The sequence below is a fragment of the Saccharothrix sp. NPDC042600 genome (assembly GCF_040647305.1).
Classification (GTDB): domain Bacteria; phylum Actinomycetota; class Actinomycetes; order Mycobacteriales; family Pseudonocardiaceae; genus Actinosynnema; species Actinosynnema mutabilis.
On sequence record NZ_JBEZBW010000041.1, the window covers coordinates 55,584 to 67,735 of the forward strand.

12 protein-coding genes are annotated in these 12,152 nt (G+C 70.8%); 6 read left to right on the plus strand and 6 right to left on the minus strand.

Annotation, left to right across the window (positions count from 1 at the left end):
* Nucleotides 1-39: 39 nt before the first annotated feature.
* From AB0A74_RS23685 to AB0A74_RS23695, 3 genes are all read right to left on the minus strand, one after another.
* Nucleotides 40-1,890, minus strand: a complete 1,851-nt coding sequence (locus tag AB0A74_RS23685) for a DNA/RNA non-specific endonuclease (protein ID WP_358252555.1) — start codon at nucleotides 1,888-1,890, stop codon at nucleotides 40-42.
* Between the two features lie 162 nt (nucleotides 1,891-2,052).
* On the minus strand, nucleotides 2,053-2,673 hold the full coding sequence (locus AB0A74_RS23690) for a response regulator transcription factor (protein ID WP_358252581.1): 621 nt from the start codon (nucleotides 2,671-2,673) through the stop codon (nucleotides 2,053-2,055).
* Nucleotides 2,674-2,678: 5 nt separating this feature from the next.
* Nucleotides 2,679-3,725: a sensor histidine kinase gene (locus AB0A74_RS23695; protein WP_358252557.1), complete on the minus strand. Its 1,047-nt coding sequence runs from the start codon at nucleotides 3,723-3,725 to the stop codon at nucleotides 2,679-2,681.
* Nucleotides 3,726-3,860: 135 nt separating this feature from the next.
* Here AB0A74_RS23695 and AB0A74_RS23700 point away from each other — a divergent pair, with 135 nt between their 5' ends.
* Nucleotides 3,861-4,460: a hypothetical protein gene (locus AB0A74_RS23700; RefSeq protein WP_358252559.1), complete on the plus strand. Its 600-nt coding sequence runs from the start codon at nucleotides 3,861-3,863 to the stop codon at nucleotides 4,458-4,460.
* Here AB0A74_RS23700 and AB0A74_RS23705 read toward each other — a convergent pair.
* Nucleotides 4,382-4,834, minus strand: coding sequence for a hypothetical protein (locus AB0A74_RS23705; protein ID WP_358252561.1), 453 nt, complete (start codon nucleotides 4,832-4,834; stop codon nucleotides 4,382-4,384). The genes AB0A74_RS23700 and AB0A74_RS23705 overlap by 79 nt on opposite strands.
* 189 nt (nucleotides 4,835-5,023) lie before the next feature.
* On the opposite strand from AB0A74_RS23705, the gene galK reads away from it, so the two are divergent.
* From galK to AB0A74_RS23720, 3 genes are all read left to right on the plus strand, one after another.
* Entirely contained in the window at nucleotides 5,024-6,103 is a 1,080-nt protein-coding gene (gene galK, locus AB0A74_RS23710) for a galactokinase (protein WP_358252563.1), read from the plus strand.
* Nucleotides 6,104-6,191: 88 nt separating this feature from the next.
* On the plus strand, nucleotides 6,192-7,703 hold the full coding sequence (locus AB0A74_RS23715) for an alkaline phosphatase D family protein (protein ID WP_358252564.1): 1,512 nt from the start codon (nucleotides 6,192-6,194) through the stop codon (nucleotides 7,701-7,703).
* On the plus strand, nucleotides 7,700-8,893 hold the full coding sequence (locus AB0A74_RS23720) for a hypothetical protein (RefSeq protein ID WP_358252566.1): 1,194 nt from the start codon (nucleotides 7,700-7,702) through the stop codon (nucleotides 8,891-8,893). Before AB0A74_RS23715 ends, AB0A74_RS23720 begins: the two co-directional genes overlap by 4 nt.
* Nucleotides 8,894-8,946: 53 nt before the next feature.
* Here the strand turns inward: AB0A74_RS23720 and AB0A74_RS23725 are convergent, their stop codons facing one another.
* Nucleotides 8,947-9,339: an MmcQ/YjbR family DNA-binding protein gene (locus AB0A74_RS23725; protein ID WP_358252568.1), complete on the minus strand. Its 393-nt coding sequence runs from the start codon at nucleotides 9,337-9,339 to the stop codon at nucleotides 8,947-8,949.
* Nucleotides 9,340-9,441: 102 nt separating this feature from the next.
* On the opposite strand from AB0A74_RS23725, the gene AB0A74_RS23730 reads away from it, so the two are divergent.
* Nucleotides 9,442-10,509 (plus strand): epoxide hydrolase family protein, encoded by a 1,068-nt coding sequence (locus AB0A74_RS23730; protein WP_358252570.1) that lies wholly within the window; start codon nucleotides 9,442-9,444, stop codon nucleotides 10,507-10,509.
* Here AB0A74_RS23730 and AB0A74_RS23735 read toward each other — a convergent pair.
* Nucleotides 10,506-11,081 carry a LysE/ArgO family amino acid transporter gene (locus AB0A74_RS23735; protein WP_358252583.1) on the minus strand — a complete coding sequence of 192 codons (576 nt, stop codon included), beginning with the start codon at nucleotides 11,079-11,081 and terminating at the stop codon, nucleotides 10,506-10,508. The genes AB0A74_RS23730 and AB0A74_RS23735 overlap by 4 nt on opposite strands.
* Nucleotides 11,082-11,153: 72 nt before the next feature.
* On the opposite strand from AB0A74_RS23735, the gene AB0A74_RS23740 reads away from it, so the two are divergent.
* Nucleotides 11,154-12,008, plus strand: coding sequence for a LysR family transcriptional regulator ArgP (locus tag AB0A74_RS23740; protein ID WP_358252585.1), 855 nt, complete (start codon nucleotides 11,154-11,156; stop codon nucleotides 12,006-12,008).
* Nucleotides 12,009-12,152: the final 144 nt, after the last annotated feature.

Sequence of the window (12,152 nt, forward strand, 5' to 3'; positions counted from 1 at the left end):
GGGCTCCCCCGGCCCCGAAAACCGGGGGAGCCCGCCGGGCTACCACTGGATGGATTCCAGCGAGTCCAGGGGTGGGCGGTCGTCCAGGGATTCGGGCATGGCCAGGGTGTCCGCCGCCTGCAGGGTGGTCGGGAAGGTGAAGCCGCAGCGGGTTTCGATGTCGGCCAGGCGGACCTGGAAGACGCGGAACTCGTCCAGTTCCAGGGCTTCGAGCTGGTTCAGGTTCTGGGTGAGGATGAACGCCCTGGCCTTCAGGACGCCCTGCTCGACGAACGCGATCACCTTCCAGTACTCGCGCGGCAGGCGGACGCCGCGGAAGACCCGGTCGTCGGGCTGGAACACCGGGCCGCCGTAGACGCTGACGCGGAGGTTGTCCACGTCCACGTCGGCCAGGACCGCGTCCTCCAGCCTGCCCCAGAGGCCGCGTTTCGCGCTCTGGTTGAAGTCGTCCATCTGGGGCGTGATGTTGGTGAAGAAGAACGAGTCGACGTTGGCCTGCTCCGCCTCCGCCACCGGCCCCCACAGCAGGTCGGCGCGGCGGGCGATGTGGCCGCGGTCGAGGCGGTTGCCCTTGTAGAGGTCGTCGCCGACCTGGAACTCCGGCGGGATGCGGGAGTCGAGGATGAACGGGATGCCGCTGCGGTTCAACGTCTTCAGCGTCTTGCCGTCGATGTTCCACGCCACCCAGAACGCGAACCGCCGCGACTTGCTCTGGGCGAGCGAGAAGTGGGTGTAGTCGACGACCTCGCTGCCGTCGAGGACCACCGCGTCCGCCTTGGCCGTCGCGCCCAGGACCGGCACGCCCACGGGCACGCCCAGGAAGTCCGCGGCGAAGCCCTTGGCCGCGCGCACCGGTTTCTTCGGCGGCTTGATGGTGACGCCGAGCTTCTCGAAGACCGACTGGGGCAGGCAGGCGAGGGCGTGTTCGTCGGTGCTGCCGTTGGTCTCGCCGCCGAAGTGCAGGCCGGCCATGGTGCGGGTGACCTTGCCGTTGGCGGCCTTGAACATCCAGGCGGCGCCGGAGTCGCCGGGCATGCTGATCTCGCCGCCGGGGCCGGGTTTGGCCGGGTCGGGGCCGATCTCGAAGCAGCCGATCTCCTTCTCGCCGACGTCACCGCCGTAGTTGATCTTCACGATGGCGTCGACGCGGCGGACGACGCCGTGGGTGACGCCGGTGGTCCGGCCGCTCTTGACGACCTTGTCGCCCAGTTCCGGCTCGCCGATCTTCTCGGCGGTCAGGCCCAGTTCGACGATGTCGGTGACGAACGAGCGGTCCTCGATGGTGGCGATCGCGCAGTCGCCGGCCGCGCCCAGGTGGGACCTCACCAGCGTGCCGAGGCGGTTGAGGTCGGTGCGGTTGTCGTCGTGCGGGCCCGGCTGGACGATCACGTCCCCCAACGCGCCTTTCGGGCCGTGCAGCACGTGCCAGTTCGAGAGCACGTAAGGCGTTCCGTCGACGCGGTCGTAGACGATGCAGCCGACGGTCCCGGCGGGCACCGACGGGTGCGCGACGCTGACGCCCGGCGCCACCGGGTCGATGCGGGACTTGCGCTCCCCCGAGGCGCGTTCCGCGACGACCTGGAAGTTGGCCTTGTAGTCGCGCTGCACGACGTCGGTGGGCACCTCGACGCCGTCCACGACGATGCACTTGGGCAGCAGCTCGGTGCCCAGCGCCTCCAGCGCCGACTCCTCGGCCTTCTCCTTGACGGTGAACTGGATGGCGATCTCGTCGGTCGGCTTGCCGTCCTCGACCTTGTAGCCGATGCCGATCGAGGACACGTTGCCGTCCCGCAGGAAGTCCGCGCCCTTTGTGCGCACGAACTGCCGTAGTGACGCCATGAGCGCGTCGTTCTTCTTCTTGGCCATGAGCGCGACCCCCTGTGTGCGCACGTCGGTGGCCTTGCTGTCGACGTGCTCCTGCCCCTTGTTAGCCGTCCGGCGGCGCGTTCACCCGTTCAGCCCAGCGGGCACCGCCGAACGCCTCCACCCACCACTGTGCCCACCGGAGATGACCGTTGGACGAACGGGCGGTGGCGCAAGATCCTAAGGCAGCTAAAGGAGTCCGTGGTCACGGGCGTACAGGACGGCTTGGGTGCGGTCGCGCAGGCCGAGTCGGGTCAGGACCCGGGAGATGTGGTTCTTGACGGTGCCTTCGGCCAGGTGCAGGCGGCGACCGATCTCGCGGTTCGTGCGGCCGGCGGCGACAAGGCGCAAGACATCGATCTCGCGCTGTGTAAGTGAATGGTCACCCGGAGTTTGAGTGCGGACCGCATTGGCGAGGCGGGTGGTGGCCGCCGGGTCGAACTGGGCGATGCCGTCGTGCGCCAGGCGCACCGCCGCGGCCAGTTCGCGTGCGGGGCGGTCTTTGAGGAGGTAGCCGCTCGCACCGCCTTGCAGTGCTCGCACCACGTAGTCCTCGTCGTCGAACGTCGTCAGCATCACCACCCGGCACGACGGCAGGCGGACGCGCAGCGCGGCCAACGCGTCGATGCCGTCCATGACGGGCATCCGGACGTCCATCAGGACCACGTCCGGGGTCAGGGACACAGCCTGGTCCACCGCCTCGCGGCCGTCGCCCGCGGTGCCGACGACCGCTATGCCGTCCTGGATGTCGAGCAGGGAGGCGATGCTCTCCCGGATCAGGCGCTGGTCGTCCACGACCAGCACGCGCACGTCGGTCACCGCGGGATCCGGACCGTGAGCCGGGTGCCCGCGCCGGGTGCGCTGCGCACGTCCACCGCGCCGCCCACGGCCGCGACGCGTTCGCGCATGCCGGACAGGCCGAAACCCTCGTCCGCCACGGAGAACCCCCGCCCGTCGTCGGCCACCACCAACTCGGCGCCAGATCGTCCACAGTGGACCCTGACGGACACGGAGTCGGCGTCGGCGTGGCGCAGGGCGTTGGTGATGCCCTCCTGAGCCGCCCGGTACACCGCCAGCAGCACGGCCGGGTCGTAGCCGTTCTCGTCGCCGGCGCACTCCACTTCGACCTTGAGCCCCTTGGTCAACTCCGTCAACGCCGCCGACAGCCGGAACGGCTCGCGCAGCGTCCGCACCGACCGCCGCACGTCCTCCAACGCCCGCCGCGCCGACTCGCGGGCCTCGTCCAGCGCCTTGTCCGCCACCGACGGGTCCCGGTCGCGGAACGCCGACGCCTTCTCCAGCAGCACGGACACGGCCGTCAGGTGGTGGCCCAACCCGTCGTGGACGTCGCGCGCCAGGCGGTTGCGCTCGGCGGCGGCGGACAGTTCGGCCAGCCGCGCCCGACCCCGCTGCTCCTCCACCGCCACCGCCGCCATCGCCAACGTCAGCACCAGGCCGACGGCGAACATCAGCAGGTCCGACACGCGTTCGACGTCGTGCGTCCAGCCCGGCGCGGTCACGCTGAACGACACCACCACCAGCCCGACGCACCCCAGCCCGAGCACGACGGCCACCACCCGGCCGAACGCGAAGTAAGCGCCGAACGGCAGCAACAGCAACAACACCCGGGCCATGCCCGACCCGTCCGCCGCCACCACCAGCACCACCAGCGCCGCCCGCGCCACCAGGAACGCAACCGGCTTGCCCAGACGCGGTTCGGCCAGGTCGAGCACGACCAGCGCCACCAGACCGCCGACGAACCAGCCGAACCGCGTCTCCCCCAGGCCGGTCAGCCCCGCGTACCCGCCGGCGAGCAGCACAGCGCCGTAAAGCAGGGGCGACAACCACGCGACCGGACGCACGACCGCAGGCTACTTCGGCGACGCCACCGCGCCGATAGTGCCGATCGGCACCTGTCGCCGCGCCCGGTCGGCACCCCCGGCCGGGCCCGGTCGGCACTCACCGCCGTGCCGGGCGCGCTCCTAGCGTCGCCGGCCATGACCTTCCTGTTGCGTTTCGGCGCCGTCTGCGGCGTGCTGTCCGGATTGTTGATCGCGGTCCCCGGTGCGCTGGAGGCGTTCACCGGTGAGACGCTCGTGACCAGCCTGGTGATCGGGGTGTCCCCCGCGTTGGCCGCGCCCCTGCTCACCGCCCTGCACCTCAAGCAGCGGCACGCCGCCGGCCGCCTGGCCGCCGCCGGGTACGCGGTGAATCTCGTGGGCCTCGGCTTGTTCGGCGCGGCGGCGTACGCGTTGAACATCGTGCTGTTCCCGTTGGGCGTCGCGCCCGCCGCGCCGACCCGGGTGGTGTTGCTGGCCAGCGCGGTGGTGTTCGCGGTGGGGTGCGTGTGGTTCGCGATCGGCATGGTGCGCGCCGGCGTGCACCCGAAGGTGCCGGTGTGGACGTACCTGGTGGCGCTGCCGGTGTTCACGCTCGCCGCGCGCCTGCCGGACACGCCGCTGACCAGCGCGTTGCACGTGCTGGTCGGCGGCGCGTTGGTGTGGTTGGCGGTGTCGGTCTACCCGAACGCGGCCACGTCGTCCTCCGCGACGGCCGCGGCGAACTCCTCCTCGGTCGCGGTGCCGGCCGGCTCGTAGTCCACGACGATCCGCCACCGGTCGGTCCGGCGGCAGAACACGTGGAAGTGGCCGAAGACGGTCCTGGGTTCGCCCGCCTTCACGGCGTCGATGCGGAACACGCCCCGCTCGCTCGCCGCGTCGGCGGAGGCCAGCCGCTCGGTGAACCGGAGGACGATCGCCAGCCGGTCGCCGGCGGCGGCGACCCGGCCGAAGAACTCCGTGATGTCGTCGGTGTACTCGGCATGGCCCCGGACCTGCCGCGCCGGACCCCCGGCGCGGATCAGGTCGGGGCCGTGCACGGCCAGGAAGGCCCGGGCGTCGAGTCCGGCGTAGGCGCGCCGGAACGGCTCCCACACGTCGTGGTTGATCTGCGTGAGCAGGTCAGTGGTCAACGGTTCTCCATGCGCGCGGACGCTAGCGGCGCCCACGCGATCGGTGCGACCGGTTTTCGCGCGATGCATCGTTGGTACAACGTTGTAAAAGTGCCGGCGGCCATCTACGCTTCCCGAGTTCCCGACCGCCGGAGGTGCGCGCCCGGTGGGTGCGGCCACCGTTCACGCTGGAGATCAGGGAGAGCACCGTTGGCTGATGTGTGGGTCGCGCCGGGCCGGATCAACCTGATCGGCGAGCACACCGACTACAACGACGGTTTCGTGCTGCCGATCGCCCTGCCGCACGCGGTGCGCGTCGCGGCGGCCCGTCGGGACGACGGCGTGCTGCGGGTGCGGTCGCGCCAGCAACCCGGCGTCACGGAGGTGCCCGTTCGGGACCTGGAGCCGGGCGCGGTGACGGGGTGGGCGGCGTACGTGGCGGGCGTGGTGTGGGCGCTGCGCGAGGCCGGGCACGACGTCGGCGGGTTCGACCTGGAGGTGGACGGCGACGTGCCGCTGGGCGCGGGCCTGTCGTCGTCGGCGGCCCTGGAGAGCGCCACCGCCCTGGCCGTCACGGAGTTGTCCGGCCTGGACGTCGACCGCTTCGCCCTGGCCCGCTTGGCGCAACGCGCCGAGAACGACTTCGTCGGGATGCCGTGCGGGATCATGGACCAGTCGGCGTCCCTGCTGTCCCGCGAAGGCCACGCCCTGCTGCTGGACACCCGCACCCTGGAGACGGCGCACATCCCGTTCGACCTCGCGCCGGCCGGTCTGACCCTGCTGGTCGTGGACACCCGCGCCCCGCACCGCCTGGTCGACGGCGAGTACGCCGCCCGCCGCGCCGCCTGCCACAAGGCCGCGGAGGTGCTGGGCGTCCCGGCTCTGCGCGACCTGACCGACGTCCCCATCGACCTGCCCGACGAACTGCTGCGCCGCGTGCGGCACGTCGTCACGGAGAACCGCCGGGTGCTGGCGACCGCGGAGTTGTTGCGCGCCGGGGACCTGCCCGCCATCGGCCCGCTGCTGACCGCGTCGCACGAGTCCCTGCGCGACGACTACGAGGTGACCGTGCCCGAGTTGGACGCGGCCGTCGAGGCACTGCTGGCGGCGGGCGCGCTCGGCGCGCGCATGACCGGCGGCGGTTTCGGCGGCTGCGTGATCGCCCTGGTGGCGGCGGCGGAGGTCGAGCGGTGCGCCGCGGCGGTGCGGGAAGCGTTCGCGCGCAACGGTTTCATCGCTCCCGAATGCTTCACCGCGACGGCCGCTGCGGGAGCCCGAAGGGAGCGCTGACGGCGTTCGCTTCGTGGACATCTCACAGACATCTGCCCGTAGTTGTCAAGGAGTGTCCTCGCGCGCGTTCCGGGTGTACGCACTGTGTATGTCCCCACTGACACGGCGAACCCTGATCGCCGGCGGCATCGCCAGTGCCGGCGTCACGGTCCTCGCCCCCTCCCCCGCCAACGCCATCGCCTACCCGTTCACCCTCGGAGTCGCGTCCGGCGAGCCCGCGCCGGACGGCTTCGTCATCTGGACCAGGCTCGCGCCCAGCCCGCTCAACGTGGACGGCCTCGGCGGCATGACGAGCGCCAACGTGGCCGTGGAGTGGCAGGTCGCCACCGACCAGCGCTTCTCCCAGGTGGTCCGGTCCGGCACGGTCACCGCCGTCCAGGCGTGGGCGCACAGCGTGCACGTCGAGGTCGCCGGGCTGGAAGCCGGCCGCGAGTACCACTACCGGTTCCGCGCGCTGGGCTACATCTCGCCGGTCGGGCGGGCGGTCACCGCGCCCGCCGTCGGCACCTCGCCCGCGCTGACCATGCTGTTCACCTCGTGCTCGCACTACGAGGCCGGGTACTTCACCGCGTACCGGCGGATGGCCGAGGAGAACCCGCACCTCATCCTGCACCTGGGCGACTACATCTACGAGGGCGCGGCGTCCACCACGAACGTCCGCAAGCACGCGCCCACCGTGGAGATCGACGACCTCGCCGACTACCGCGTGCGGCACGCGCAGTACAAGGGCGACCCGGACCTCCAGGCCGCGCACGCCGCCGCGCCGTGGCTGGTCGTGTGGGACGACCACGAGGTGGAGAACAACTACGCCGACCTGGTCCGCAACGACTCCTCGCCAGCGGGTGACTTCCGGGCGCGGCGGGCGGCGGCGTACAAGGCCTACTACGAGCACATGCCGTTGCGGGCGGCGCAGGCGCCGGTGGCGGAGAACATGCAGCTCTACCGGCGGGTCCGGTGGGGCAGCCTGGCCACGTTCCACATGCTCGACACCCGCCAGTACCGCGACGACCAGGCGTGCGGCGACGGCACCAAGGTGTGCCCGGAAGCCGACGACCCGACCCGTTCGCTGACCGGGTCGGCGCAGGAGTCGTGGCTGCTCGACGGGATGCGGCAGAAGCTGGGCACGTGGGACTTCCTGGGCCAGCAGGTGTTCTTCGCGCAGAAGCTGGCCTCCGCCGACGGCGCGAAGTCGATGGACTCCTGGGACGGCTACACCGCCAACCGCGACCGGCTGCAGCGCGGGTGGGACGCGGCCGGGTTGCGGAACACCGTAGTGCTCACCGGTGACGTGCACCGGTCGTGGGCGAGCAACCTGATGTTGAACTACAACACCCAGGACAAGATCATCGGCACCGAGCTGGTGACCACGTCGGTGACTTCCGGCGGCGACGGCAACGCGGCGGACAACGCCCTGTCCAGCCTCAACCCGCACGTCAAGTTCTACAAGAACCTGCGCGGGTACGTCCGCACCGTCACCACGTCCACCCAGATGGCCGTGGACTTCCGTTGCGTGGACCGGGTGACCCTGCGCGACTACCCGGTCAAGACCGTCAAGAGCTACGTCGTCCAAGCGGGCAACCCCGGATTGCAGGCGCCATGAAGAAGATCCTCGCTCTGACCGCGGCCTTGATGCTCGCGGTGACCGGAACCGCGTCCGCCGCCGTCACATGGACCACCGCCAACAGCACCGCCACCGGCGACCAGGACAACGCGGCCGTGTCGGCGGTGCGCAACGGCTGGACCGCCGTGGTGTGGGAGGACGACCGCGACTCCGCCACGCCCACCGACCCCGTGCACAGCGACGTGTGGATCAGGCTGTTCAAGGACGGCGTGTCCCGCTACGAGAAGAAGCTCTCCGCCGGAGGCACCGGCGACTGGCGGCACGTGCAACCGGACGTGGCCGTGCACGACGACGGCAGCGCGGTCGTCGTGTGGGCGGAGGACCCGGACGGCAACGGGTTCTACAACATCGCCGTGCGCGCGGTGCGGGTTGACGGCACCATCGCCGGATCGGCCACCGCGAACGCGAACTCCGACGGCCAGCAGCTCAACCCGGCCGTGGCCGCCGATCCGGACACCGCCGGGTTCGCCGTGGTGTGGGAGGACAAGCAGTCCACGACCAACCCGACCGTGCGCGTGGCCGGGTTCGCCTCGGTGACGTCCAAGACCTACGAGGCGCAGGTGCACAACGCCGGCGGCACCCACCAGCGGCCGGACGTGGCCGTGGGCGCGGCGGGCAACGCCGTCGTCGTGTGGGAGGAGGACGGTGACGGCAACGGGTTCTTCAACGTGGGCCGCAAGGTCCTCACGCCGTCCGGCGGGGTGAAGCTGGCGCAGGGCGTGGTGAACGCGTCCGGCGGCGGTCAGCAGCGCAAACCCGTGGTGGCGGCCAACTTCAACGGCGATTTCGCGGTGGCGTGGGAGACCGACCACACCGGCACGGCCCAGGTGGCGGTCCGCTCGTTCCTCGCCGCCGGCACCGCGTCGTCCACTGTGGACACCTTGGTGGCCGGCGCCGACCCGCAGGTGGGCATCGACGACCAGCGCGGGGTGGTCGTCACGTCCGTGGTCGCCTCGGACGTGTGGACCCAGGGCTTCAACCCCGACGGCTCCACGACCGGTCGCTTGGCCCGGCAGGCCACCAACCAGACGGTGACCGGCCGCCAGGACGAGCCCGCCCTGGGCGTCGACGCGTGGGGCCTGATCACCATCGCCTACACCGACGACAACGACGGCAACGGTTTCGACCAGGTCTACCTGGGCACCGGCTGGCAGAACAGCGACTGGTGACCTTGTGAGCCCGCGGCGCGTTCCCGCTCACGGGGGCGCGCCGCGGTGGTTGTCTACGGGAGCGCGCCGCGGTGCTCCTTCACCAGGCGTTTGGGCGCCTTGCACAGCCACGCCTCGGTGACCAGCTCCGCCAGCTCGTCCACCGGGATGCGGTCCAGGCGAACCAGGACCGCCGGGTAGCCGTCCAGGTGCGGGATCGTGAAGTAGACGGCCGGGTCGTCGGCGATCAGCGCCTCCTTCACGCCCAGGTCGGGCACGCTCACGCCCAGGATCGGGCCGTCCGGAGCGGACTCGCCGAGGTCCTCGCGGTCGCGTTTGCGCAGTGGACGGTCCCAGACGAACAGCTTGTCCTTCACCCGCCACGCGGGCAGCCCGTCGTACGAGGGTCGTTCGGTCGTCTCCGGCAGCGCCAGAGCGAGCCGGCGCACGTCCTCCCAAGTGGCCATACGGGCACCCTAGCCCCGGCTCAGAACCTGATCGTTGGCAAGACCAACGATTGTGGGTTATCGTTGGTTCTGCCAACATTGGACAGACCAACGGAGTTACCGGTGATCGAGCCCTTCGAGCTGGACGTCCCCCAAGCCGACCTCGACGACCTCATGGACCGCCTCGCCCGCACCCGCTGGCCCGACGAGCTGCCCGACGCCGGCACGGACTACGGCGTGCCGCTCGCCCGCGTCCGGGGTCTCGTGGAGCGCTGGAAGTCCTTCGACTGGCGCGCCGTCGAGGCCAAGCTCAACGCGTTCCCGCAGTTCACCACCCGCATCGACGGCCAGGACGTGCACTTCCTGCACGTCCGCTCCGACCGCGACGACGCCCTGCCGCTGCTGATCACCCACGGGTGGCCCAGCTCGGTCCTGGACTTCCTCGACGTCATCGAGCCGCTGCGCCGCGACTTCCACCTGGTCATCCCGTCCGTTCCCGGCTTCGGCCCGTCCGGTCCGACGCGGGAGCGCGGCTGGAGCGTGCGGCGGGTGGGGCGGGCGTGGGCGGAGCTGATGGACCGGCTCGGCTACGACCGCTACGGCGCGCAGGGCGGCGACTTCGGCTCGGGCATCTCGCAGGCGGTCGCGGTGGCCGCGCCGGACAAGGTCGTCGGCGTGCACGTCAACTACCTGCCCACGCCCCCGCCCGCCAGTGGCGAGGGACTGTCGGCGACCGACCTCGAACGGGTCGAGGCCATCAGGCGGTTCCTCGCCCAGCGCCCCGGCTACCAGGTCATGCACATGACCAAGCCGCAGGTCGTCGCCTACGGCGTCACCGACTCGCCGGTCGGCCTGCTCGGCTGGGTCGCGGACAAGTTCGACGAGTGGCTGGACCCGCGCTCGGACGTGTCCGACGACCGGTTGCTGGAGGTGGTGACCCTGTACTGGCTCACCGGCACGGCCGGCTCCGCCCTGCGCCTGGCGAAGGAGAGCGCCCCCGGCGGACCGTGCCCCGCGCCGCTCGGCGTGGCGGTGTTCGCCGAGGACATCATCCTGGCCGTGCGCGGGGCGGCGGAGCGGCAGTACGACGTGCGGCGGTGGGCCGAGTACGAGCGCGGCGGCCACTTCCCCGCGATGGAGGTCCCGGAGCTGTACGTCGAGGAGGTGCGGTCCTTCTTCGCCGAGCTCTAGACCAGCAGGGAGATCCCGGTCGCCGTCACCACGACGGCGACCGCGCCGTCCAACACCCGCCACGCGGAGGGCCGCTCGAACACCCCGGAGAGCCGGCGCGCGCCGAACCCCAACGAGCAGAACCACAGCACGCTGGCCGCCATCGCTCCCAGCGCGAACCACCAGCGCTGGTCGCCGAACCCGGTCGAGGCGGTGCCCAGGAGCAGCACGGTGTCCAGGTAGACGTGCGGGTTGAGCCAGGTCAACGCCAGACAGGTGAGGATCGACCCGCCCGCGCCGCCGACCAGCACCCCCGGCCGCAGCATCCGGCGCACGGCCAGCACGCCGTACCCGATGAGGAACGCAGCCCCGAACCAGCGCACCACGTCCAACACGGTGGGCCACGCCGTCAACACCGTCCCCACGCTACCCACCCCGACCGCGATCAGCGCCGCGTCGGACAGCGCGCAGATCGCCACGATCGCCGGAACCCGTTGCCGCAGAACACCTTGCCGGAGCACGAGCGCGTTCTGCGCCCCGATGACGACGATCAACGACAACCCCATGCCGAGCCCGGCCAACACCGCGTGCATCACGGTGGAGACGCTAAGAACGCGTCAGGGATAAGGCCAGCTAAACTTTCTTAAGTATCATTAGCGGTTGTGATGCTGGATCCGGAAGCCGTGCGGACCTTGTTGGCCGTGGTCGACGAGGGCACCTTCGACGCCGCCGCCAAGGCCTTGCACGTCACGCCGAGCGCGGTGAGCCAGCGCATCAAGGCTTTGGAGCAGCGGACCGGCCGGGTGCTGCTGATCCGGGCGAAGCCGGCGCGGCTGACAGAGTCCGGGGCGGCCATCGCCCGGTACGGCAGGCAACTCGCTTTGCTGGAGCAGGACACCGCCGGCGCGTTGGGGTTGGCCGAGACGCCGACGGCCATCCAGGTGGCCGTGAACGCCGACTCGTTGAACACGTGGTTCCGCAAGGTGGTTCAGGAGCTGGCGGGGGATGACGAGATCACCCTGAGCGTGCTGCGCGACGACCAGGACCACACGGCCGAGGCGTTGCGGCAGGGGTTGGTGGTCGCGGCGGTCACTTCCATGCCCGAGCCCGTGCAGGGGTGCAGCGTCCGTCCACTGGGGAGCATGCGGTACCACGCCGTCGCGAGCCGGTCGTTCGCGCGGCGGTGGCGGGGTGTGGCGTTGGACGAGGTGCCGGTGGTGGTGTTCGACGAGAAGGACGACCTGCAGGACGCGTTCTGCCATCGGATCACCGGGAAGCCCGCTTCTTCCCGTCGCTATCTGCTGCCCGACGGCCCGGTGTTCGAGGACGCCGTGACCGCTGGGGCCGGTTGGGCTTTGCTGAGTGAGCACCAGGTTGCCAGGCACCGGGCTTTGGTACTTCTGTATCCGGATTCTCCCGTCGATGTACCTCTGTATTGGCAGCAATGGAAGCTAGATTCTTCCTTGTTGCAGCGCGTCGCTTCTTTGGTTTTTCACGCTTCGCGGTTTGAGCTTCACTAGCGCTTCGCTTTCTTGGACGCGCTTCGCGCTCTCAGGACTTACGCGCTGGCGCGCTCTCAAGATTAAAAGCGCCTCGCCGGCGGGCAGGCCCCCGGGGGTGGAAGGGCGTCGGTTCGTTCCCCGTACGGCCTGCCGGAGGCAACC